Genomic DNA, 24,569 nt, shown 5'->3' with positions numbered 1-24,569 from the left:
TGTTTAATAGTTTTAGGTTCTTTCTTTTTGTTCTAATTTTATAATGCTTTTAATCAATTTTTCTGCTTCGGCTGTTTGGCCTAATTGCTTTAAGTAGTTGGCCATTGCTTTTTGATTAGCAAGGTTATTAACGATAACTTTTGGTTGTTGTTTCCACCATTTAATTAAAGCAAGCGGATCACTATTGGTTGACAATTGTTTAATACGGCCAATGTACGCAGCTTGTCTAAACTGATCAAGTTGAGAATCTGGATAAGCTTTAGTTTTATACATGATTGGTAATAAATCAATAACTGATTGATAATCTTCAGTTTCATAATAGAGTTGATCGGCTAATCTCAATATCTCAACATGACGCGGTTTTTCGCTTAATAGTTTTTCAATTGTGATTTTAGCCTCATTATATTCATGATTTTTAAGCTGTAAGCGAGTTTGTACCAGTTGAAAAGCAAATAACTCTTTTGGTTGGCAAAATTTTGCTGCTTCTTCTAAGGATTGATTGGCGGCGATTAAATGATCTGCATCAATTTGTGCTTGAGCTGCAAGTAAATAAGATAAGGTGGAACTTTTTGCTCCTTTAGCACTTTTCATAAAGAGTTTTGCTGCTTGTTCATAATCACCTTGTAAAAGGTAAAATTGTGCTTGTTCAACACGTTTAATCGATTTTTTTGGTGATTTTAATCTTAACCATTCGCCTAGGAAAGTTTTGGAATTAAAGACTTTTTTACATATTTCATAAACTAAATATAGTAGAAGTAAACCTATTAATTGTAATATAACAAATGAGTTAAAAGACATACTAATTCTATATTTAGCTACCTCAAATACAGCTGATCCTTGATGACCTTCAAAAATAGGTCCAAGAAAAAATCCACCGACTAACACTAAGAAAATAATGAGTATTTTTAACATTATTATTCTCCTATTTGCCTAATGCTGATTTAACTCGGGTTTGCATTAATTTTTCAAGTTCAATAATGCTGTCGAGTTTATCGGGAATGTTTTGATTACTAATTGGTTGTTTCTGTAAACTGTTCAGATCATTTAAGAACAATTTTACTGCTGATGTATTACCATCAAAATAAGCATTAATCCAAGTTGAGGCATCATGTAAAGCACGTTGATATAGGCGTTCTTGATGTCTTGGTACTGCTTGTGCGGCAATTAATAATCGGAATCGAATATTTTCACGAAGATAAAGGGTCTGTTCCAAACTTAAAGGCGTTTTTAGTATTTGGCATCTGACAATTTGTTTTTCATCATTACCAGCCTTATCTAGGCAAGTGGCAAAATGGTTATCTTTTGCATCAAGTTTTTCAATTTTGATAAATTTATCCATAAATCTTTCAGCATTGGCGAGTAAATTGTCTGACCAATCATCAATTGATGAAGTAACTTGATTATTTTCAGTCAAGGTCGATGATGAATTATTATTTGTTGTTTCCTCATTTGAGGTTTTATTTTCATTTTGATTAACTGCTTGCCCATCTTCTTTATAATTACCAACTAAAGGTAAATCGGTTAATGATTCAGCTAAACCTAACAGTTTAATAATAATTCCATCTGCATCAATAAAACTGATTTGTGATAATGCATTAATATCTTTGTTAATAGCTTGTCTTGCTGTTAATAGGCTTGAATCATTGGTTTTAGCCAAACTTTCGTCAGCACTTTTTAATAGTAAACGAGCGCTAGTATAATCTTGGTCATTCCAAATTTTTCTGCCAGCAAGATGCACTAAATAGTTAGCCTGTGAGATCAGCCAAACATTATTATCAAGTGTGGATAGCGCGGATAGACGTTCATTAATAATATTTAAATTTTGCTCGTTTAACTTAGTTGTATCGTTAATTTGTATGGTGAGTTGTTGTTGAATCTTTTGGTTTTCATTTAATTGACGATCAACTCGTTGTGATAAAGATGTAAACTGTTGGTTTTGTTGATTGACGGCATCGTTAATATTACTTTGCAAGTCATTTATTACGCTAGCTTTAGTTGTTTGTTTTAAATTTGCAACTTCTGTCTGTAAAGTGGCAATCTTTCGCTTCTGATTTTCAATTTGTTTATATCCTTGGAAATAAACAAATCCACTTAAGCAAACGGTTAAAGCTATAGCTAGTACCGACAGTTTTGACACTGGTGCATGCGATTTACTGCTTTTAACCGGTAAATTGGTAGGTTGTTCGATTTTTGGACTAGAAGTTTTTTTAAGTGGTTCTTTTTTATCTACGTTCATCGTCTTTTTCGCTTCTTTGTTTGCATTAGGTATTGGCGGTTGACTAAATGAAGTGGTGCTAATGTTTGAAAGTGTTGCATTGGCACCATAACATTTTGCTGGCATAAATTAACCTCATTTAGATTTTTTAAATATTTTTGGCATTATGACATAGAGTTATCATTGTTTTAAATAAAAATTGATTATTTGCACTAACAATTTTTAAAACTTTTTGCCAATTTAGCTGTTTGGCTTTAGCAAATATTCTATCACTGGTTACGATTAGTTGTGCTTCTCGTTTATGTTTATTTTGGCAGTAAATATCCAGTTGTAATAAGTGATCAACACTTGTAATTAATATGATTTGTTGGGCAATATTTTCGGCTAATATGTTTGGTTTATAAGTAATAGTTTGACGAGTATAGCATGCAATTGTTTTCACATTAACAGTTTGCAATTTTAACTGTTGAGATAATTGTTGACCGCCATTATCTCCACAAAGAATTAATGCATTATGACCACTTATTGCTTGTTGATTTAATAATGATAATAATCCGGCACTATTTTCTTCGTTAGGGTAATCAACATGAATGCTATTTTGTTGACTAAATAATTCGGCAGATTTTTTGCCAATGGCAAAATAGCGAAGATGATTAGGTAACCTGAGATCAGGCAGATGTTTTTCAATCATATAAGTGACTTGTGGTGAAACAATAATAACGATATCACCTTGATTAAGGTTATCCAATTGTTGCTGTAAATGGCCCAGATCTTGACCTGCAAAAATATTAAAAAAAGGTAGATGTATTGCTGATATATTGGCTTGATTAAGTAATTGGGTTAAATTACATCCTTCGGGAGAAGGGCGAGTAATATAAATCATTAATTAATTATTTCCGCTAATATTTTATCAGCGCCTTTAGCTAATAATTTTGCTGCCAATTTTTCACCTAAGATCTCGGCTTCGGTTGCAGCACCTGTTATGCTAACTTTAATAATTGTTGAACCATCTAGACTGCCAACTAAACCATTTAAAGTTAATAAATTGTTAGTTAAAAAACTTTGACAGGCAATAGGCACTTGGCAACCACCTTGTAATGCCTGATTCATTGCTCTTTCGGCTTGAATACAAACTCGGCTATTTTTATTGTCAAGTGGCGCAAGTAATTGCAAAATTTTTTCATCATTTATTCTCGTTTCGATACCAATTGCTCCTTGGCCTACTGCAGGTAAAATTAAGTCAGTATCAATGTATTGTTTGATTCGTTCTTGTAATCCTAGTCGTTTTAAACCCACAGCAGCTAGAATGATGCCATCATATTCTTGGTTATCCAATTTGGCTAAACGTGTACCAACATTACCACGTAAATCTTTGATGATTAAATGTGGATATTTAGCTCGTAATTGACATTGACGCCTTAAACTTGAGGTACCAATGATAGCACCATCAGGTAAATCATCTAAACATTGATATTGATTTGATATGAAAGCATCGCGAACATCATCTCTTTGACAGATGACAGCAAGTGTTAATCCTGTAGGAAATTGAGCTGGAATGTCCTTAATAGAATGAACGGCAATATCAGCTTTATTATCTATTATGGCTTGTTCTAATTGTTTGACAAATAATCCTTTACCACCGATTTTCGATAGCGGACTATCCAATAGTAGATCACCTTTAGTAACCATTGGGATTAGTTCAACGGTTAAATCTTGGTGGATTGTCATTAATTGTTGTTTAACAAAGTTAGCTTGCCAAAGGGCTAAGGGACTTTTTCTTGTTGCGATGCGGATTTTCAATGATGCTCCCTATCTTGCGAACTTTAAATATTTTTGTTGTTGTATGTCATTCAACATAAATTGGTTAGCCTAAAATCCATTATATTTGAACTTTAGGCTGCAATATTCATTATGTCATTTATAGTTCATCAACAAAGTTAATAGCAAACCCAATGTAATTTGCTGGAGTTAACTGTTTTAAACGAGTTTTTTCATGTTCAGGCAACGCTAACGAATCGATAAATTGTTGCATTCCTTGTGCATCGACACGTTTACCGCGAGTTAATTCTTTTAATTTTTCGTATGGTTTTTCGATACCATAACGACGCATCACGGTTTGAATTGGTTCAGCTAATACTTCCCAATTTCGATTAAGTTCATCTAAAAGATATTCTTGATTTACTTCAAGTTTATTAAGACCTTTAAGTGTTGATTGATAAGCAATAACCGCATAACCAATACCTACACCGAGATTACGCAATACCGTTGAGTCGGTTAAATCTCTCTGCCAACGAGAAATAGGTAATTTACTACCAAGATGACTCATGATTGCATTAGCAAGCCCCAAATTGCCTTCTGAATTTTCGAAATCAATTGGGTTAACTTTATGTGGCATAGTTGAAGAACCAATTTCACCAGCAACGGTTTTCTGTTTAAAATGATTTAAAGCAATATATCCCCAAACATCACGATCAAAATCGATCATAATAGTATTAAAACGGGCAACACAATCAAAATATTCAGCAATATAATCATGTGGTTCAATCTGGGTAGTGTATGGGTTCCATTGTAATCCTAATGAGGTTACAAATTCCTCACTAAATTTATGCCAATTGATTTGTGGGTAAGCAACCATATGCGCATTATAATTACCTGTAGCGCCATTAATTTTGCCAAGGATTTCAATTGATGCTAATTGTTTGAGCTGTCTTTTTAATCGATAAGCAACATTAGCAAACTCTTTACCGATGGTGGAAGGAGTAGCTGGTTGTCCATGAGTTCTTGATAATAGAGGTAAGTCACGATAGGCTTTAGCTTGCGAAGTGATAGTATCTATTACTTTATTCCAGTAAGGGATAAGCACTGTGTCTCTGGCTGTTTTTAACATTAATGCATAAGAGAGATTGTTAATATCTTCTGATGTGCAGGCAAAGTGGATAAATTCATTAATAGCTTGCAGTTCTTCGTTAGTGTTAACTTTTTCTTTTAAAAAATACTCAACAGCTTTAACATCATGATTTGTTGTTTTTTCGATTGTTTTGATGCGTATTGCATCTTGTTCATTAAAGTTTTCAACAATTTCATTCAGGTGCTTAGTAGCTTGTTCACTTAGCGTTGGTACCTCAAGAATATCTGCTTGATTAGCGAGTTTTTGTAGCCATCGAACTTCAACTTGCACACGATATTTTAACAAACCATATTCACTAAAAATGGTGCGTAATTCTGTTGTTTTGTCACCATAACGACCATCAATTGGTGATAGGGCGGTAAGAGCAGATAATTCCATCGGTTTTACTCCGTTGCTATTTTTTAAATTTAATAACTTTGTTGATTAATATCTTTTAGTAATTCTTGTGCTGCATTACATATTCGTTTACGACTCAGCAAAATTTGCCAGCGACTACCACCAACTTGATACCATAAAATGGCAGAACGAACACAACCTAGTAGTGAAGCTCTAACTTTGGCTTGCACCAATGAATTTTGTAAATACTCAGCTTTACCTACTACTTTGATTTTGGTTGATAGAGGACTGATAATATCCGAATAGATTCCTGCTAATGAATAAGAGAGATCATCAACATGATTACCAATTGTCTCTTGATGCATATGTGAATAAAGTCCAGATATTCGTTGCAAACGTTGAGCTATTTTACCTAATGCTTCGTTATTTTTTAAGAGTTTGCTGGTGACACTTAATGCGCCAAACAAGTAACGAATGATCTCAACTTGTTGCTTTTGATTTGATGATAGTAGTGAGATAAGTGTTTCTAGGCCAGTTTTAATATTGACAATACCATCATAAACATCATCAGTGGTTTTTGGCGATGTATTAAATATACTTTGAATTGCTGTTTGATAAAGCGTATTGTTGCAAACCCCTGTATTAGCGAGTTGGGGAATAAGTGACGCACTTTGTGTTACGCCGGCAAGGGCTATTGCAATATGATGGTATTTACTATTCACTTTAATGCTCCTTACTGCTTACAATTCGTTCCTCTATAATACCGCCACCGAGGCAGACTTCATCTTGATAAAATACCGCTGATTGACCTGGTGTTACTGCTGCAACAGGTTGTTCAAACATTACTTGAATTTTATCTTGTTCTAATGGTGTGACATTACAAACAATATCTTGTTGCCGATAACGTGTTTTTACTGTGCATTGAAATGGTTCGTTCACAACTTTACGATCCACCCAATGTAGTTGTTGAGCAATTAATCCATTAGAAAATAAAGCCGGATGATCATGACCTTGGGCAACAATTAATTCATTATTTTTAATGTCTTTGTCAACTACATACCAAGGTGTATCATCAGCTTGTTTTAGACCACCTATACCAAGTCCTTTGCGTTGTCCTAAAGTATGATACATTAGACCTTGATGTTGGCCAATAACTTCTCCATCTACTGTACGAATCACACCTGATTGTGCGGGTAAGTAACGAGCTAAAAAGTCACTAAATTTTCGTTCACCAATAAAACAGATACCAGTTGAGTCTTTTTTGGTAGCTGTCACTAAGCCTAGCTTTTCGGCTATTTTTCGTACTTGTGGTTTTTCAAGTTCACCAACAGGAAATAAGCTTTGTCTAATTTGATCTTCACTCAGCGTATATAAAAAATAACTTTGGTCTTTGTTGTTGTCTATACCGCGCAGTAATTCGACTTTATTTCCGTTTTCTCGCTTGCGAACATAATGGCCGGTAGCGATATAATCAGCACCAAGATCTTCGGCGGCATATTCAAGAAAAGCTTTAAATTTAATTTCTTTATTGCATAAGATATCAGGATTAGGTGTTCTGCCTGCTTTATATTCGGATAAAAAATGTTCGAATACATTATCCCAATATTCGGCAGCAAAATTGATTGTGTGTAATTTGATGTTTAATTTGTCGCAAACAGCTTGGGCATCGGCTAAATCGATCGCCGCTGAACAATATTCTTCAGTATCATCTTCTTCCCAATTTTTCATGAATAAACCAACAACGTCGTAACCTTGTTGTTGTAATAAATAAGCTGAAACAGAAGAGTCTACGCCGCCAGACATGCCGACAACGACTTTTTTTCGAGTGTTTATATTTGGCATAATAACTAAATCAATGGGCAAAAATTTAATGATGATTTTAGCATAATAATGATGAAAAGTATAAGGCTATGCAAAAGAGGTGCGAGGATTAGGTTAATAAATTTTTATCAAAAATAATTTGCTTTATATCAATTCGCAGAAAAAAACTAATTTTGGTTCAAACCCCATTGATAATATCAATGGAGTCAAACATGGAAATAGCTTTATCATGACGATCTTAATTCAGATTTTTTAGTAAATAGACCACATGGCCAATTATTTTAAAATCGTATTGTTCTTTTTTGTCAATCACAATAGCTGGATATTTAGGATTATCAGAAATTAAAACTAATCTGGAGCCCTGATTTTGAATACGCTTGATGCTTATTTGATCATCATACTGTACCGCATAAAGAAAACCATCAATAGGTTTTGAATAAGCTTTATTAATAATAAGAATATCATGATTTGATATGGTAGGTTCCATGCTATCACCTTTGGCCCAAACAGCGACTAGATTATCAACGTCACAGCCATGATGTTTGATTAAGGTAATATCAAATGGGATTGTTTCTAAAAGTGAAAATGCATTATTTGTCTCATTGAGATGATGAAATGGAATATCAATAGAACTTTTACCTTGGCTTTCCGGAAGTAAACGACATTCCCCTTTTCCTGTCGCTAACCACTCGATTGGTACATCACATTTCTGCGCTATGGTTGCTAGTCTATTTAGCGATGGATAGGTTTTACCACATAAATAATCTCGTATCACTGCTTCTGACATTCCTACTTTTTTAGCAAAAGCATTTCCTGAAAGACCTTCTAAAACAATAGTTAATCGATTTTTAAAATTTATTACTCCAGTGTTGGTTAATGCTCGTGTTTTTTCTTGATCTAACTGTTTTTTTACTTTGTTTTCCATTGTTTCTTATTCCATTTCTAGATATTTTTTTGTTTTTATTGTTTTAATTCGTTTTTTTATATGTTATTCTTTGCTGGTAACTTGTTAGCTTATCGCTTTAGTCGTGTAATACCGATAATCTTTTCAATAGCAAAAACTTTAACCAATAGAGGATCTCATAATGAGAGAACAATATCAAGACTGGACACCATCAAGAGTAGTAGGTGAGATTAAAATTCGAGGCGGAAATTTAAGAGCTCTTTCACGTTCAACTGGTTTACAGGCTGATACTTTACGTAATGCATTATATCGACATTGTCCTAAATATGAACGTATTATCTCTGAATATTTACAAGTGCCTGTTGAGCAAATTTGGCCATCTAGATATGAAAAAAAAGTTAAAAAATAAGTTACGAATGTACTATTGAGTAGAGAAAGACGCCTAAAATAGGCGTCTTATTTTTTATTTCTTAGCTTGCTCTGCTGCTTTAACGATTGCTGCAAATGCATCAACTTTTAATGAAGCACCACCAACCAAAGCACCATCAATATCAGGTTGTGTAAATAACTCAGCTGCATTTTTATCATTAACTGAACCACCATATTGAATGATTACTTGTTCAGCTACAGTTGCATCTTGTTTTGCAATATGATCACGGATAAATTTGTGAACAGCTTGTGCTTGAGCAGGAGTTGCAGATTTACCTGTACCGATTGCCCAAACTGGTTCATAAGCAATTACCGCACCGTTAAATGCTTGTACACCTAATGCATTAATGACAGCATCGATTTGACGAGCACATACTGCTTGAGTTTGGCCTGCTTCGTTCTCAGCCTCAGTTTCACCAATACAAAGTACTGGTACTAAACCTGCTTCTTTTAATACACCAAATTTTTGCGCAATAAATTCATCAGATTCTTTGTGATAAGTACGACGTTCAGAATGTCCAATAATAACGTGAGTTACGCCGATTTCTTTTAACATCGTTGCTGATACTTCACCAGTATAAGCACCAGAAAGATGAATACCGACATCTTGAGCACCTAAAAGAATGTTTGAGCCACCTAATTGGTGTGCTACAAAATCTAAATAAACGCTAGGCGGTGCAATTGCAATGCCACAGTTTGCGTCTGTTGATAGCTCATTTCTTAATCCTGTGACTAAGTCTTTTGCCATACCAATACTACCATTGAGTTTCCAGTTACCCATAACGAGAGGTTTTCGCATAATTTTCTCCAACTTAAAATTTAAAAAGGTGTTGATTTCAGAATGAATTGGTTATAATACTACTAATTATACACCAAATAAATCGAGCTTGAGGAAAAATATGTCATTTGAAATATTGAATCAATTAGAAACTAGAATTCAACATACTGTTAACACCATTAATACGCTACAACAAGAGATCGCTAGATTAAAACAAGGCAATCATGAACTTGAGCAATTAATTAATGATAGTTCTGATGAAATGAAAGCATTACGTGACGAAAATGAAAAACTAAAACAAGATCAACAAATTTGGCAGCAACGGATTCAAACTCTTTTAACTAAAATTGGTGAAATTACCCAGTAAACGATTCAATCTATTTTAAACGCGACTTATGTCGCGTTTCTTTTATGATGAACCAACATGTGAAAATTAAATTAAAATGCGTGAACAGCTAAAATTTTTATGGCTTACTGAAACAATTCATTTAATTGAGTCACAATCTGGACGCTTTGCTGATCAAGATATTAATCGGCAAGTTAAAGCTATGCCAACTTCTTTGGTTAACCGAATTATTGTGCGAGCTACCTTATTATCTAAACAAAATGGTTTATATTTGGCACAAAAAGTAATGTTGCGCTCAATTAAGCTTTCACTTTTGTTATTGTTGCTTTTATCTCTTATTATCGGTAGCTCGCTAACATTTGGCGCATTAAGTCAAAATCCAATCAATTTATATTGGGCGTTATTCAGTTTATTGGGTGTGCATTTTGTTACGCTTATTATTTGGCTTTGTTCATTGTTATTTTTTTCTCGTTTTGGTGGTAGTTTATTAATTCACGGTTGGTTATGGATAGCTGAAAAACTTTACCAAAAAAAGACTGTGCAACAACTTGTGCCTGCTTTTGTCTCATTATTTGGTTATCGAATTCGTTGGTTATTAGGCTTTGTTCTTAATTTGTGTTGGACAGTTATTTTGACTAGCGCTTTAATCGTTTTGCTAGTGCTTTTTTCTACACAACATTATAGTTTTGAATGGAAAACAACTTTATTAAGTGCAGATTCAATTATCCAATTAACTCATTATTTAGGTTATTTACCTTCTTGGTTTGGATTTTCTATTCCAAAAGATGATGTGATTAAATTGAGTGAACACGCATTAAGTGCTGGTGATATTCGTTCTTCATGGGCAACGTGGTTACTCGGCGTTTTTATTTTTTATGGCTTAATTGTTCGTTTACTTCTAATGATTATTTGTGGTGTCACTTGGATGATAACCAGTCGAAAAATTAAATTAAATTTAGATGATCCTGATTATCAAATACTAGCGCAACGATTACAACCGTTAGTAACTAATGTAGAAGATGAAGATAAATTAGGTGAAAAGAGATGGCAATTACCTATTTCGCAAATTGAAGAAGGGCATGGTATCTATTTGGTGGCAGTAGATATCGTTGACAGTTGGAAACCGGCAACTACAGTTCCGTTCTATGGTTTTCTCAATACTCGTGAACAACGGGTTGCTATTTTAGACTATTTGCAATTAAAACCGGCTAAAAAATTATTAATCGCCATTGATACGGATCGAGCGCCTGATCGCGGATTATTAAACTTTATTCAACAGCTAATTAATAAATCACAACAGACTCGAATATGGTTCATTAATCAAGGTAAACAATTTCATAATTGGCAATCTTTATCTTTACCATTAGCCAATCCTAATTGGTTAGAGTTGGATAATTAATATGATAACTTCATTGAAATTAGCGATAGTTGGCCATGCAAATTTTGGCAAAACTTCGCTTTTACGAGCATTGTCTCACAACAGTCATTTTGGTGATGTTTCAGATAAACCGGGTACAACAAGATATGTTGAATCGATTGAATTACCTTTGGCTAATAATACCGACATTACTTTTTATGATACTCCTGGATTTGAAGATAGTTTGGCACTTTATGATTATATAACTCAACTTGTGCCAATAAATACTAAGCTTGATGGTATCGATAAATTAACAACTTTTCTACATAGTCCAGAGTCAGAAAACCTTTTTAATCAAGAAGCGAAAGTCATTAGACAAGTGTTAAATTGTGATGCTGCTATCTATGTCATTGATGTTCGTGAGCCTGTACTACCTAAATATCATGATGAATTAGCCATCTTAGCGAACAGTGATAAACCTATTCTTGCTGTCCTTAATTTTATTTCAACTAAAGAACAAAATGAAAAGGAATGGAAAAGATTACTTTCAAGAATGGGGATCCATGCTATTATAGGGTTCAACGCTGTTTTTCCACCTATAGATGGTGAGGAAAAATTATACAAAAGTTTAGCTTTATTAATTGAACCAGCTAAAAAAATATTGGATAATTGGCTAGAAAATATTACGAGGATTCGTGAATCACGTAATAATACAGCAAATAAGCTTATTGCCGAAGCACTGGTTGATGTGACTGCTTTTTATGAAATGGCAAAATCTGATGATAAGCAAGCTGTAGCTAATATGCAAAATAAAGTCAGGCAACGAGAACAAAAAGTAATAAATGATTTATTACAACTCTATCAATTCGATTTAACTCAAGAGAGTGAAGAAAATCTACCTTTAATTAAAGGTAGATATAATGCTGATTTATTTAACTTAGATGCGTTGAAATTGATGGGTATGCATTTGACAAAAGGATTTGTGTCTGGCGCCACTATTGGAGCAAGTATCGATTTAGCTACCGGTGGGTTGTCCTTTGGTTCAGCTGCGTTAATTGGTGCAGCTGTTGGTAGTTTGATGCAAACTGCAAAACATTATGGTTCTAGAATGCGATATCAGCTTTCTGGATATAGTAAATTAAGTGTTGATGATGTGATTATTTGTTTTCTTTCTTTACGGTTAGTTCAACTTAAAGAGAGTTTAAATTATCGCAGCCACGCGAACACCAACCCGATTAGATTATCTAAAATAGATAAAAACAAGTGGCAAAAAGGTGTGTTACCTAAAAGTCTAAAAATAGCAAGACGTTATTCGCAGTGGTCGACTTTAAATAAAGGATCAAAAAGAAATGATAAAAAGAGGCAATCGATTATTAACCAAGTTGCGCAACAATTGCAGTAGTGTTAAGAAACGATGTTTAGTAATTTCACTCATTTTTTTTCAGTTTGTACTGTTTGGTTGTAGTAGCAGTCAAGGTCGTGTCGTTGTAAATAAATCGGATTCAGTCATTTTGACAAAAATCGATCAACATTATAAAAAATGGCAAAAAACCCCATATCGTTATGGTGGCACTACTTTAGCTGGTAGTGATTGTTCTGCTTTAGTCATGAATTTCTATAAAAATAAAATGTCGAAAATGTTGCCGAGAAGTGCCGCTGAACAAGCTAAATTAGGTCATAAAGTTACCACCCCTAAAGCCGGTGATTTAGTATTCTTTAAAACTGGTGGCAGTCGTAGTGGTTTACATGTTGGTATTTATTATGCTGATGGTAAATTCCTACATGCTTCAACATCAAAAGGTGTTATTTTTTCTAATTTAAAACAAGATTATTGGAAAAAACGTTATTGGATGACTCGTCGTATCATTGATAATAAAGTTAATTAAATTTTTAGACTCACTGATGTGAAATATATCAGTGAGTCTTTAATTCCCTTTCCTTAACTATTTCAAGTTTAAATCAGTGATTTTTCCCTTAATCCGTATAACACATTGGCAACATACAACATTTCACCTGGTGTTCCTAATGATATTCGACACCAGTTGGTAGCAGGCTTAAAATTACGTCCTATTAATATAAAATTTTTTTTCATTAATTCACGATATTGTCCTAACTCAATAGGGCTCTTGTGAAACATAAAGTTTGTTTCTGATTTAAGATAGTGTAATCCTAATTCAGACAATATTTTCTCCATAATATTACGTGACACATCAGTTGCTTTCTTTGAGTAGGTTAAAAATTGATTATCATCAATTGATGCCAGTGCTGCACAAACTCCACAATAATTCAGTTTTTCACCTGCTACATATTGACCAATATTTTTGATATTGTCTGGCGAGCTGACAACATAGCCGACTCGCAAACCGGCCATAGCATGAATTTTTGAAAAAGTTTTCAGTAAAATAATATTGCTATAACCTTGTAAAATTAAACTATCGACAGAACGGAACGCTGGATCATTGACAAATTCAGCATAAGCTTCATCAATAATAAATAATGTATTTTTAGGTTTACTTGTTATCCATGATTCAACTTCTTTGTAACTAATTACTGTAGATGTAGGATTGTTCGGATTTACAAGATAAATAATCGAAAATCCTTGATGATTTTCAACCGCTTTGCGCAAACCGTTAATATCAATTTGCCAATCTTTTAATGAGGGAACTTTAGTTATTTTCACATTAAAAATTTTAGCGAAATGCTCTCCATCACCATAAGTCAATTCCGGAATAACCAGTTGAGTGTTAGGACTTATGTGAGCAGCTATGGCACTACGAATCCCTTCAGATGATCCTGCTGTTAATAAAATATGTTCTTCGCTGACGTTATGATATTGTGCCAGTCTTTTAGTCAATAGCGGTATTTCCGCTTTAGCATATCGATTCGCTTTAGGAACGGCATCTATGGCTGCTTGTTTGGCTGTTCCCGACATACCTATAGCATTTTCATTAAAGTTGAGTCTAACAGGATTATCTAGACTGGGTGTAACCGCTGTATCTATTACCGGCAGTGAGAATGAAATCGTTTTTTGTAACTCGCTAGCGTAAGCTTTAGATAACAATTGATTAACAGATAACCCAGCAAAAGCTGCGGTAGAGAAACCCAATAATGTTCTACGACTAATGTTTAAATTTGTTACCATAATTCACCCCACAATTCAGTCCGTTTTTATAAATATAAAATATTGCAAAATTCATACCAATTAAAAAAAACAGATAGAAATAGCTGATATCAAATTGATAGAATTAAAGATTGGTGAATTTATGGTGTTTGAATACTAATTAGCTAGATTGAAAAACGCACTAATTTAGTTCGGATTTGCACCGTATTATGTCAATGTTTAAGATCATTGCTAATATTAACGAATATACGAACAATGATCTTAATACCTCATAACTGATACTATTTTTGCCTGATAGTTACTTTGTTATTAACTATCTGCTGGTGTTTCAATATCAGAATAGGTTGCCAGCATTTGCAAGAATTTATATTTAGAATTTACCATTTTAGTTGATTGCTCATGTAAAGTATTGGCAATAACTGGTTCAAGTGTTTCTAAACGACGGAAACGTTGCTCTTTAAGTAAAATATCTGTTAATGATTGACTGTTTGGTGCTTTGGAGTCTAACACCAAACCAGGTTTTCCTTCTTGCATACGACGCGGATCATAACGATATAGCGGCCAGAAACCTGATTTAACTAAATCTTTCATCTGTTCATGAGATTTAGATAAATCGTAACCATGTTCTTCACAAGGGCTATAAGCAATAACCAGAGAAGGGCCATCATAAGCTTCTGCTTCTTGTAATGCTTTAAGCGTTTGGTTCAATTGCGATCCTAAAGCAACTTGCGCAACATAAACGTGGCCATACATCATTACACTGACCCCAAGATCTTTACGGGCTTTATGTTTACCTAAATCAGCAAATTTGGATACTGCACCCATTGGTGTTGCTTTCGATTGCTGTCCTCCAGTATTAGAATAGCATTGGGTATCAAGCACTAAGATGTTAACGTTTTCGGTTAAACTCATTACATGATCGAGTCCACCGAAGCCAATATCATAAGCCCAACCATCACCACCAATAGCCCATACAGATTTATCAATCAGATAATTAGCATTTTGCATTAACTCCTTAGCTTCAGCCGAAGTTAAATGCGCTAATTGTTGACGTAATAAATTAACTTGAGTTCGTTTTTCGTCAATGGATAAATCTGGTGATTGTAAATTGATAACAATCTCTGGTGAAACTTCACCGGCAACATGCTCAAGCAAACGTAATGCCCGTTTTTTATGTTGATTATAAGTAATGCGATAACCAAGTGCAAATTCGGCATTATCTTCAAATAGTGAATTTGCCCAAGCCGGACCTCGGCCATTGCGATCGGTTGTATATGGTGAAGATGGTAAATTACCACCATAAATTGACGAGCAACCCGTTGCATTAGCAATAGCGAGATGATCACCATATAATTGGGTTAGTAGTTTGATGTATGGTGTTTCACCACAACCGGCACAAGCACCAGAATATTCAAATAATGGTGTTAATAGTTGTGATGTACGTACATCAATTCGTTCTAGCGTTTTGATTTCCCGATCAGGAAGGTCGGTGAAATAATTATAATTAGCACGCTGAGTTTCTAAATTGTCAATTCGTGAACGCATGTTAATGGCTTTGATATCAAAGTTACTACGGTCACGTGAAGGACAAACTTCAACACATAAATTACATCCGGTACAATCTTCAGGCGCAACTTGTAAAACATAGCGTTGACCTTTCATATCTCGAGCTTTTACTTCAAGTGAGCTTAGTGATTCAGGTGCATTGATCATATCATCTGGTTCAACAACTTTTGCACGAATGGCTGCATGCGGACAAGCAACCGCACAGTGGTTACATTGAGTGCAAAGTTCAGGTTGCCAGATAGGTATTTCTTCAGCAATATTACGTTTTTCCCATTTAGTGGTGCCAACAGGCCATGTTCCATCGGGTGGAAAAGCTGAAACAGGTAAACTATCACCTAAGCCAGCTAACATAGTTGCAGTGACCATTTTAACAAAATCAGGGGCATTGCTTGGTACAACTGGCGGACGTGATGGACTACTTTCATCCACGCAACTTAATGGAATTTGCTCAAGAGATGCAATGGCTAAATCAAGTGCTTTCCAGTTATTTTCGACAATATCTTGTCCTTTACTGCTGTAACTTTTGGCAATAACTTCTTTTAGTTGTGAAATGCTAAAATCATTTTTAAATATTTCTGATAAATGGAAGAAAGCGGCCTGCATGACCGTATTAATTCTTGCACCTAAATTACATTCTCGAGCAATTTTAGCTGCATTAATAATATAAAAATGTGCTTTTTTCTTAATTAATTGAATTTGCACTTCTTTAGGTAATCTATGCCAAACTTCATCCTTACTATAAGGTGTATTTAGTAAGAAAATACCATCATCTTTTAATCTTTCAACTATTTGATATTTGTCGATAAACTGATCTTGATGACAACCGATAAAATGGGCACTGGTTATCAAATATGGTGAATCTATTGGTTCAAGGTTAACTCGAAGGTGAGAAGTAGTTAAACCACCTGCTTTTTTCGAATCGTAAACAAAATAACCTTGTACATAAAATGGTGAACTATCACCAATGATTTTGATATTATTTTTGGTCGCTGAAACCGTACCATCACTGCCTAAACCATAAAATAGTGCTTCAAGTGCTGATTTTTGTGGGATGGATTTTGCAGGCAATGGTAGTGACAAGCCGGTTATATCGTCATAAATACCAACAGTAAAGCGAGGTTTAGGTTTCTCTGTTGTTAGTTCATTAAAAATGGCTAATACACAGCGAGGATCGAACTCTTTTGATGATAAACCGTAACGACCACCAATAATTTTCGGTAAATGGCTTCGTTCGCCACGTGAAAAACTCTCAGCAAAGGCTGTCATTACGTCTAGATAAAGTGGTTCAGCTTGTGCACCTGGTTCTTTGGTACGATCTAGCACTGCGATTTTTTTCACAGTTTGCGGAATAACGTCAAGTAGATGAGTTGCTGAAAATGGTCGGAATAATCTTACGATAACGACACCAACTTTTTCATTATTTTTAATCAGATGATCGACAACTTCCTTCGTGGTACTGACACCGGAGCCCATAATAACAATGATACGCTCAGCATCTTTTGCGCCATAATATTCGAAAGGTTGATACTTTCTACCTGTCTCTTTTTCAAAGGCTTGCATAGCATCAGCAACATGATTGAAAGTATTCTCATAATATGGATTAACTGCTTCACGGCACTGGAAATAGGTATCAGGATTAGCTGATGTACCACGAATAACTGGATTATCAGGCGTTAAGGCGCGGTGGCGAAAAGCATCAATAGCTTGATGGGGAAGCAAATTACGAATCTGTTCATCACTGATTGGATAAATTTTATTTACCTCGTGTGAAGTTCTAAAACCATCAAAAAAATGAATAAATGGTACTCTACTATTGAGTGTTGCAATTTGTGAGATTAAGGCTAAATCTTGTGCTTCTTGTACCGAGCTAGAACACAACATGGCAAAACCAGTTTGCCTGACAGACATAACATCAGAATGATCACCAAAAATAGACAAGGCATGAGTTGCAACAGTACGGGCAGCAACATGTAATACAAATGGTGTTAATTCCCCAGCTATTTTATATAGCGAAGGGATCATTAATAACAGGCCTTGCGATGAAGTAAATGATGTTGCTAATGCCCCAGTCATTAATGCGCCATGTACGGTTGATATTGCTCCTGCTTCGGATTGCATTTCAACGACTTTCGGCGTATCACCAAAAACATTGGGTTTATTGAATTCCGCCCACGTGCTGGCTTGTTCAGCCATAGATGAACTTGGAGTTATTGGATAAATAGCAATGACTTCGTTTGCACGATATGCGACAGATGACACCGCACTATTAGCATCTGATATGATCATTAAAAAACCTTGTATCTTAGAGTATTATGACATTACTTAGTTATAATAATTTTGCTTATTGTAACAGAAACTAAGATAGCTTTTAGTTATTTTTAAGTTAAATTTTGGGCTAACTATACGTTTTTAGTAAAAATAAATAAGGAAGGGTATTGGTATAGAAAAACATAAGATGCAAATATTAGGTTGATATTGTAAGGAATTTTTTTGAAGATTTTTATATCGATAATTTTTGTCCAGTAATATTAGCTGATTAGTTACAATTACTAGACAAAAATTGATATTGTATATATTACTGAATAACAACTCGTTCAGTTGATGAAGAGTGTTTTATTTCGCCAAGTAACCAAGCTTTTTCACCATGCTGATTAAGTAAATTAATTGCTTGCTCGGCTAACTGTTTTGGTAAAGCGATGATTAAACCTACTCCACAATTGAAAGTACGGTACATTTCATGGCGACTTACATTACCAGTTTGTTGTAACCAATTAAAAATGGCTGGCCATTGCCAACTAGATTCATCAATAACAGCTTGAGTATTGTCAGGTAAAACTCGTGGAATGTTTTCCCAAAAACCACCGCCAGTAATGTGTGCAATAGCATGAACATCAATTTTCGAAATCAAATCAAGTACTGATTTTACATAAATCTTAGTTGGCGCAAGTAAGTGATCTGCTAATGGTTTTCCGTCTAATTGTTCTGTAGCTGGATTAACACCACTAACTTCGATGATTTTACGTACTAATGAATAACCATTTGAATGCGCACCACTCGATGCAAGGGCAATTAGTGCGTCGCCGTCTTGAACTTTACTACCATCAATCATTTCTGATTTTTCAACTACACCGACACAAAAGCCCGCTAAGTCATAATCATCGCCATGATACATACCTGGCATTTCTGCAGTTTCACCGCCAACCAATGCACACCCAGATTGTTTACAACCTTCCGCAATACCCGTAACGACTGTTGTGGCAACATCGACATTTAATTTACCTGTAGCATAATAGTCGAGGAAAAATAAAGGCTCAGCTCCTTGAACAATCAAATCATTAACGCACATAGCAACCAAATCAATACCAATTGATTCATGGCGATTTAAATCCATTGCAAGTCGTAATTTAGTGCCAACACCATCAGTACCAGAAACTAAAATAGGTTGTTTATATTTTTCCGGAATTGCACATAATGCACCAAAACCACCAAGTCCACCCATAACTTCAGGACGTTTGGTCTCTTTTACGACAGATTTAATACGATCAACCAATTCATTGCCAGCATCGATATCGACACCAGCATCTTTATAGCTAAGAGATTTATTATTTGACACGGGGAGCAGTCCTTTCAATAGAAAAAATTGCTTGTTATTTTAGCAAGGATGAAATTTATTGGCGACTAATTATTGTTAAAATAATTTCTTGATTATCAATATTTGCTGTTTTCGAACCAACTTTCTAAAATAATAATTGCTGAAGTCGCATCGACATGGCCTTTTTCAAGGGCTCGGTAGCCACGTGAAGCAAAAATATGTGATTTTGCTTCAACGGTTGATAATCGTTCATCTTGTAAATGAACTTGATAGCCAAACATACCATGCAGACGGTTAGCAAATTTGCGTGCTCTTACAGTTAGCGGTTGCTCTGTGCCATCCATATTTAGTGGTAATCCTACCACTAAATAATCAGGTTTCCATTCATTAAGTACTTTCTCAATTGACTGCCAATTAGGGATGCCATCTCGAGCTTTGAATGAACAAAGTGGATTTGCAGTCTTTGTTATATCTTGACCGATAGCTGCGCCGATGCTCGCTGTACCGAAATCAAATGCAATAATGGTAGCCATAATTTATGCGGTACCCATTTGAGGTGAAATCATTTTAATATTAATGCCCAATGATTCAGCTGCTTTCTGCCAACGATCTTCAATAGCTACCTCGAAGATAATTGCAGGATCAACATCGGTAACTAACCAATCATTTTTTGCTACTTCACTTTCAAGTTGTAATGATTGCCAACTTGAATAACCTAATGCTAAGAAAAGATCTTTTGGTTGTTCCGGTGAGCCAATAGACTTTAATGCATCAAGAGATGTGGTAATCATGATATCATCAGAAATTTTTATACTTGAAGCAAACCCTTGATGAGGAGTATGGAGAATAAATCCTTGCTCTTCAGCAAGAGGACCACCACAAAACACCGGGTGTTCAAGTTCAGCACAACTTTTTGATGCGGTAATTTCTAAACGGGATAATACTGTTTCTACGTTGAGATCAACAATGGGTTTATTAATAATAATCCCCATTGCACCATCACGATTATGTTCACAAATATATACTACTGAACGACTAAAAATTGAGTCATTAACAGTAGGCATGGCTATAATAAAATGATTTTTTAAATTCATATGCTCACATTGTCGTTAAATTTATAATGCACATTTACCTATTTTTACTTTATGTTCAACATTACAGCGCATTAATATTTCAGGATGATTGGTTTCTTCATTAATTGATTCACCAACGATTTCAAAATTTTGTGATAAATAAAAGTTAATTGCATCACTATTTTGTTTGTAAACATGTACCATTAATTCGTTATGACGTTGTTTGGCCTTTTCAACTAATGCTGACCCCGTACCTTGATGACGAGAATTTTTTTCAACATATAAACCTGAGATATAATTTTCAGTTAGGCCAATAAAACCAACCACAACGCCATTGATATCTTGAACATATATTGTTGACATTGGGATCAACATCTTCACTAATTCAAAGTTTTGTTTAAAAAACTCAGGATCGATAAAATTATGTGCTTGTTCATTACCTTGAAGCCAAATTGTCATTATGGCATCTAAATCTTTTGTTTGATATTCTCTAATCATTTTTAACTCTTTATATTTAATCTTGATTCAATCGCATCCATTAATAAACCTGTGATTGATAAATCTGGGTTAGCAGCTTCAATTTCTCGAACACAAGTCGGGCTAGTAACGTTAATTTCAGTTAGTTTGTCACCAATAATATCAAGTCCCACAAATAGTAGTCCTTTTTGTTTCAAAACAGGGCCGATACTGTTAGCGATTTGCCAATCACTATCACTTAATGGTCTGACTTCACCATGTCCACCGGCTGCTAAGTTCCCTCGTGTTTCCCCTTTTTGTGGGATTCTTGCTAAGCAGTAAGGTACAGGTACACCGTCGACAACTAAAACCCGTTTATCTCCATCTTTGATTGCTGGAATAAATGTTTGCGCCATGCAATAACGGGTATTATGTTCAGTAAGCGTTTCAATAATCACCGAAACATTAGGATCATCTTGTTTTACTCGAAAAATTGACGAACCCCCCATGCCATCTAGTGGTTTTAAAATGATGTCATGATATTGTTGATGAAATGCTTTAATTTGTGATGTCTGGCGAGTAACTAGGGTTTCAGGTGTAAAATCAGCAAACCAAGCCGTAAATAATTTTTCGTTACAATCACGCAGACTTTGGGGTTTGTTTACTACCAATACGCCTTTCTCTTCTGCACGCTCTAATATATAGGTTGCATAGATAAATTCAGTATCAAAAGGCGGATCTTTGCGCATTAATATTACATCAAGTTCACTTAATGCTATAGTCTGTTCGTCTCCAAAATCAAACCAATGCTCACTATTGTTATGAACTGTTACTGTACGTGTTGTTGCACTAGCTTCTCCATTGCGTAAAAACAGATCATTCATTTCCATATAATAAAGTTGATAGCCGCGTTTTTGTGCTTCAAGTAGCATAGCAAAACTGGTATCTTTTTTTAATTTGATATGGCTAATGGGGTCCATAACAATACCAAGTTTGATCATGGTAACTCCTTACTGATTATATTTGATTTTACTGAATTTGGTGTTGATGATTTGCATGCTGCTCTACCTATTTAATAATTTATAGAAAATCAAGGTAGAAAGAGGTATTAGCAATAATAATCAAGTTTTCAACTATCATACCCGTTACCGATTAATAAGCAAAGCAATCATTTGTTAACTTATTTATTTCCTGCGACTAGCCTAAATCACCAAAACGAACTTGAAGGGCTGTTATTGCAGTTAATGCCGCTGTTTCAGTACGTAATACTCTCGGCCCGAGCAAAATATCAGTAAATTGATATTGATGAGTCATGCTAATTTCTTCATTAGATAGACCTCCTTCCGGTCCAATTAATAAACTAATATTTTTGTTATGATTCGGTAATTGATTAATTCCTTGTTCGGCTTTAGGATGTAAGTTAAGTTTTAAACTATCGGTTAAATTTGCACACCAAGTTTCTAATTTCATTACTGGATTGATGCTTGGGATGATATTTCGTCCGCATTGTTCACAAGCCGAAATAACAATTTTTTGCCATTGCTGAACTTTCTTTTCAAGTCTTTCTTGATCGAGTTTGACGCCACAACGTTCTGAAAGTAGGGGAGTAATGGTATTAACACCTAATTCTACCGATTTTTGAATAGTAAACTCCATTTTATCGCCACGAGAAATCACTTGTCCTAAATGAATGTTTAATGGTGATTCTCGATTATCTAACACACTGTTTGCTGTTTTTACAATAACGGTTTTTTTATTAACTTCATGTATTACAGCAGGCGTAATTTGGTTGGAACCATCAAAAAGCGTAATTGATTCCCCCGTTTTCATTCTTAATACTCGAATAAGGTGATTAAAAGCATTATCATCCAAAGTGATCAAACTATTTTGATTGATTGTGTAAGGTTGAAAAATTCGCGTCATATAAACTATTATTTACTATTATTTAAAATAAATTATAGCGTAATTTATTAAGATTCGGTAATCTCTATTTTAAACAATATCTATATTTGGAATAGAATATGACCTTAACAATTAATGATAGAGTATTCATTGAATCACTAACGGTTTATACCACAATTGGTGTTTATGATTGGGAAAAAACGATTAAACAAAAGTTAGTTCTTGATCTTGAAATGGCATGGGATAATCAACCTGCCGGACAAAGTGATGATGTGAAGTTTTGTTTAGACTATTTTGTTGTGTCGCAATCAATAACGTCATTTATTGAAAAAAATAAATTTGAGTTGATTGAAACTGTAGCTGAACGTGTCGCAATGTTAGTTATTGAACAATTCTCGGTACAATGGTTGAAAATAAAAGTGTCAAAACCTGATGCTATTGCTAATGCTGGTAACGTAGCGGTACTAATAGAACGCAGTGCTAAATAACTACAACTAGATATCCCTTAATGAGTAAAGAGAACAAAATAATATGTGATCAATCATATCATAAAAAGAAAAGTTTTGATAATACTGAACCTTTTTCAATTAAATTAACTGATGCTTTGCGTTGGCGACTGCAACGTAAAGTTTTACCGCCGAAAGGGGGATATCAAGCATTCATACAAAATTGGGTTAGCTCAATTGATATTAGCTTAAGCGGTGATAGAGTTTGGTGGATCGGACATTCTAGTACCTTGATAAAGCTTAATGAACAATGGATATTAACCGATCCAGTGTTTTCTAACCGGGTATCGCCGGTTCAATTTATTGGGCCGAAACGAAGAACAAAACCAGCAATTAGCATTGATAAATTACCTTCAATTAATATGGTGGTAATATCTCATAGTCATTATGATCATCTCGATTTTAATAGTATCCGCCAACTTATAATGCAGTTTCCACAACTTACTATTCTGGTGCCTTTGGGATTAAAAAGTAAATTATTAAAATGGGGAGCCAAGCAAGTTATTGAGTTAGATTGGTGGCAATCGACCAATGTAAATGGCATTACGTTTACTGCTACGCCAGCAAAACATTGGAGTAATCGAGGTGCATTTGATGTAAATAAAGCATTATGGTGTGGATGGGTTATGCAGACAGATGTTGATAAACCATTATCAACTAAAACGGTCTACTTTATGGGGGATACAGGTTATTGCGCAAGCTTAAAGAACATAGCTGATAAATTTAAGCAGATAGACCTTGCTTTGATACCAATTGGCGCTTATGCACCACGTTGGTTTATGCAATCGCAGCATATAGATCCTCAACAAGCTGTACAACTTTATGATGAATTAAATTGCCAGTCAGCTATTGCAATCCATTGGGGCGCCTTTGAATTGGCAGATGAACCATTAGATGAGCCTCCAATATTATTAAACTCATTAAAAGGAGATAGATCTTTTCATATATTAAAAATAGGTGATAGCTTAGCTATCAATCAGCTGAATAATGAATTAAAATAATTAACAATAATAATTTAAACAATATTTTGATATTTGCGAGAGGAACTATGATGAAATCAGTAATTATTGCATTAACTTGTCTAACGCTAAGTTTAGGTTTAACTGCTTGTGGCGGTAAAAATGATGAAGGTAAACAATATCATTGGTCTAAAGCACATGGCGTTCTTGAAGATTGCGGAGGTGTAATGAGTAAATCAACACAATGCCAAAGAAATTCTAATAATCAGCAGTATTTATTTCAAATTGATAGGTATTAGC

At 34.6% G+C, this 24,569-nt stretch carries 25 protein-coding genes; 8 read left to right on the top strand and 17 right to left on the bottom strand.

Features of this window, described 5'->3' with window-relative positions; all coding sequences use genetic code 11:
• Positions 1 to 12: 12 nt before the first annotated feature.
• From B6D18_RS04560 to B6D18_RS04525, 8 genes are all read right to left on the bottom strand, one after another.
• Positions 13 to 912, bottom strand: a complete 900-nt coding sequence (locus B6D18_RS04560; RefSeq protein WP_086363361.1) for a heme biosynthesis HemY N-terminal domain-containing protein — start codon at positions 910 to 912, stop codon at positions 13 to 15.
• A 10-nt stretch (positions 913 to 922) separates the two neighbouring features.
• Positions 923 to 2,341 carry a uroporphyrinogen-III C-methyltransferase gene (locus B6D18_RS04555; protein WP_086363360.1) on the bottom strand — a complete coding sequence of 473 codons (1,419 nt, stop codon included), beginning with the start codon at positions 2,339 to 2,341 and terminating at the stop codon, positions 923 to 925.
• A gap of 22 nt (positions 2,342 to 2,363) precedes the next feature.
• Complete coding sequence (locus B6D18_RS04550; protein WP_086363359.1) at positions 2,364 to 3,098, bottom strand: uroporphyrinogen-III synthase; 735 nt, start codon at positions 3,096 to 3,098, stop codon at positions 2,364 to 2,366.
• Complete coding sequence (hemC, locus tag B6D18_RS04545; RefSeq protein ID WP_086363358.1) at positions 3,098 to 4,015, bottom strand: hydroxymethylbilane synthase; 918 nt, start codon at positions 4,013 to 4,015, stop codon at positions 3,098 to 3,100. The genes B6D18_RS04550 and hemC overlap by 1 nt, the downstream gene beginning before the upstream one ends.
• 118 nt (positions 4,016 to 4,133) lie before the next feature.
• Positions 4,134 to 5,501, bottom strand: coding sequence for an adenylosuccinate lyase (gene purB / locus B6D18_RS04540; RefSeq protein ID WP_086363357.1), 1,368 nt, complete (start codon positions 5,499 to 5,501; stop codon positions 4,134 to 4,136).
• Between the two features lie 29 nt (positions 5,502 to 5,530).
• Entirely contained in the window at positions 5,531 to 6,181 is a 651-nt protein-coding gene (gene hflD, locus B6D18_RS04535; RefSeq protein ID WP_158092516.1) for a high frequency lysogenization protein HflD, read from the bottom strand.
• A gap of 1 nt (position 6,182) precedes the next feature.
• On the bottom strand, positions 6,183 to 7,301 hold the full coding sequence (gene mnmA, locus B6D18_RS04530; protein WP_086363355.1) for a tRNA 2-thiouridine(34) synthase MnmA: 1,119 nt from the start codon (positions 7,299 to 7,301) through the stop codon (positions 6,183 to 6,185).
• Between the two features lie 217 nt (positions 7,302 to 7,518).
• Positions 7,519 to 8,205 (bottom strand): XRE family transcriptional regulator, encoded by a 687-nt coding sequence (locus tag B6D18_RS04525; RefSeq protein ID WP_086363354.1) that lies wholly within the window; start codon positions 8,203 to 8,205, stop codon positions 7,519 to 7,521.
• A gap of 160 nt (positions 8,206 to 8,365) precedes the next feature.
• On the opposite strand from B6D18_RS04525, the gene B6D18_RS04520 reads away from it, so the two are divergent.
• Positions 8,366 to 8,593 carry a helix-turn-helix domain-containing protein gene (locus tag B6D18_RS04520; protein WP_086363353.1) on the top strand — a complete coding sequence of 76 codons (228 nt, stop codon included), beginning with the start codon at positions 8,366 to 8,368 and terminating at the stop codon, positions 8,591 to 8,593.
• A 54-nt stretch (positions 8,594 to 8,647) separates the two neighbouring features.
• Here B6D18_RS04520 and tpiA read toward each other — a convergent pair whose 3' ends face one another.
• Positions 8,648 to 9,412 carry a triose-phosphate isomerase gene (gene tpiA, locus B6D18_RS04515; protein WP_086363352.1) on the bottom strand — a complete coding sequence of 255 codons (765 nt, stop codon included), beginning with the start codon at positions 9,410 to 9,412 and terminating at the stop codon, positions 8,648 to 8,650.
• Positions 9,413 to 9,512: 100 nt separating this feature from the next.
• Here tpiA and zapB point away from each other — a divergent pair, with 100 nt between their 5' ends.
• From zapB to B6D18_RS04495, 4 genes are all read left to right on the top strand, one after another.
• Positions 9,513 to 9,758 carry a cell division protein ZapB gene (gene zapB / locus B6D18_RS04510; RefSeq protein WP_086363351.1) on the top strand — a complete coding sequence of 82 codons (246 nt, stop codon included), beginning with the start codon at positions 9,513 to 9,515 and terminating at the stop codon, positions 9,756 to 9,758.
• A 76-nt stretch (positions 9,759 to 9,834) separates the two neighbouring features.
• Positions 9,835 to 11,136 (top strand): DUF2868 domain-containing protein, encoded by a 1,302-nt coding sequence (locus B6D18_RS04505; RefSeq protein ID WP_086363350.1) that lies wholly within the window; start codon positions 9,835 to 9,837, stop codon positions 11,134 to 11,136.
• Between the two features lies 1 nt (position 11,137).
• On the top strand, positions 11,138 to 12,496 hold the full coding sequence (locus B6D18_RS04500) for a DUF3482 domain-containing protein (protein WP_086363349.1): 1,359 nt from the start codon (positions 11,138 to 11,140) through the stop codon (positions 12,494 to 12,496).
• On the top strand, positions 12,444 to 12,980 hold the full coding sequence (locus tag B6D18_RS04495; RefSeq protein WP_086363348.1) for a C40 family peptidase: 537 nt from the start codon (positions 12,444 to 12,446) through the stop codon (positions 12,978 to 12,980). The genes B6D18_RS04500 and B6D18_RS04495 overlap by 53 nt, the downstream gene beginning before the upstream one ends.
• A gap of 68 nt (positions 12,981 to 13,048) precedes the next feature.
• On the opposite strand, the gene B6D18_RS04490 is transcribed toward B6D18_RS04495, so the two are convergent.
• The 8 genes from B6D18_RS04490 to rsmE all read right to left on the bottom strand — a co-directional run bounded on the left by B6D18_RS04490 (position 13,049) and on the right by rsmE (position 22,825).
• Positions 13,049 to 14,236 (bottom strand): histidinol-phosphate transaminase, encoded by a 1,188-nt coding sequence (locus tag B6D18_RS04490; protein ID WP_086363347.1) that lies wholly within the window; start codon positions 14,234 to 14,236, stop codon positions 13,049 to 13,051.
• A gap of 288 nt (positions 14,237 to 14,524) precedes the next feature.
• Entirely contained in the window at positions 14,525 to 18,067 is a 3,543-nt protein-coding gene (gene nifJ / locus B6D18_RS04485; protein WP_086363346.1) for a pyruvate:ferredoxin (flavodoxin) oxidoreductase, read from the bottom strand.
• 289 nt (positions 18,068 to 18,356) lie between these two features.
• Complete coding sequence (purM, locus tag B6D18_RS04480; RefSeq protein WP_086363345.1) at positions 18,357 to 19,394, bottom strand: phosphoribosylformylglycinamidine cyclo-ligase; 1,038 nt, start codon at positions 19,392 to 19,394, stop codon at positions 18,357 to 18,359.
• Between the two features lie 95 nt (positions 19,395 to 19,489).
• On the bottom strand, positions 19,490 to 19,906 hold the full coding sequence (gene ruvX / locus B6D18_RS04475; RefSeq protein WP_086363344.1) for a Holliday junction resolvase RuvX: 417 nt from the start codon (positions 19,904 to 19,906) through the stop codon (positions 19,490 to 19,492).
• Between the two features lie 3 nt (positions 19,907 to 19,909).
• On the bottom strand, positions 19,910 to 20,467 hold the full coding sequence (locus B6D18_RS04470) for a YqgE/AlgH family protein (protein WP_086363343.1): 558 nt from the start codon (positions 20,465 to 20,467) through the stop codon (positions 19,910 to 19,912).
• A 21-nt stretch (positions 20,468 to 20,488) separates the two neighbouring features.
• The gene (locus B6D18_RS04465) at positions 20,489 to 20,944 is read right to left on the bottom strand and encodes a GNAT family N-acetyltransferase (RefSeq protein WP_086363342.1); all 456 of its coding nucleotides are present in this window, start codon (positions 20,942 to 20,944) and stop codon (positions 20,489 to 20,491) included.
• Positions 20,945 to 20,946: 2 nt separating this feature from the next.
• Entirely contained in the window at positions 20,947 to 21,903 is a 957-nt protein-coding gene (gene gshB / locus B6D18_RS04460) for a glutathione synthase (RefSeq protein ID WP_086363341.1), read from the bottom strand.
• A gap of 196 nt (positions 21,904 to 22,099) precedes the next feature.
• Complete coding sequence (rsmE, locus tag B6D18_RS04455) at positions 22,100 to 22,825, bottom strand: 16S rRNA (uracil(1498)-N(3))-methyltransferase (protein ID WP_086363340.1); 726 nt, start codon at positions 22,823 to 22,825, stop codon at positions 22,100 to 22,102.
• 98 nt (positions 22,826 to 22,923) lie between these two features.
• On the opposite strand from rsmE, the gene folB reads away from it, so the two are divergent.
• The 3 genes from folB to B6D18_RS04440 are packed head-to-tail and all read left to right on the top strand — an operon-like array spanning position 22,924 to position 24,568.
• The gene (gene folB / locus B6D18_RS04450) at positions 22,924 to 23,292 is read left to right on the top strand and encodes a dihydroneopterin aldolase (protein WP_086363339.1); all 369 of its coding nucleotides are present in this window, start codon (positions 22,924 to 22,926) and stop codon (positions 23,290 to 23,292) included.
• Positions 23,293 to 23,312: 20 nt separating this feature from the next.
• Entirely contained in the window at positions 23,313 to 24,311 is a 999-nt protein-coding gene (locus B6D18_RS04445) for an MBL fold metallo-hydrolase (RefSeq protein WP_086363338.1), read from the top strand.
• 50 nt (positions 24,312 to 24,361) lie between these two features.
• Positions 24,362 to 24,568: a hypothetical protein gene (locus B6D18_RS04440; protein ID WP_086363337.1), complete on the top strand. Its 207-nt coding sequence runs from the start codon at positions 24,362 to 24,364 to the stop codon at positions 24,566 to 24,568.
• Position 24,569: the final 1 nt, after the last annotated feature.

It is taken from the genome of Gilliamella sp. A7 (assembly GCF_002142015.1).
In the GTDB taxonomy this organism is placed as follows: Bacteria; Pseudomonadota; Gammaproteobacteria; order Enterobacterales; family Orbaceae; genus Gilliamella; species Gilliamella apis_A.
The sequence above is the reverse complement of the archived record's forward strand: the minus strand, read 5'-3'. Positions and strand labels throughout refer to the sequence as shown.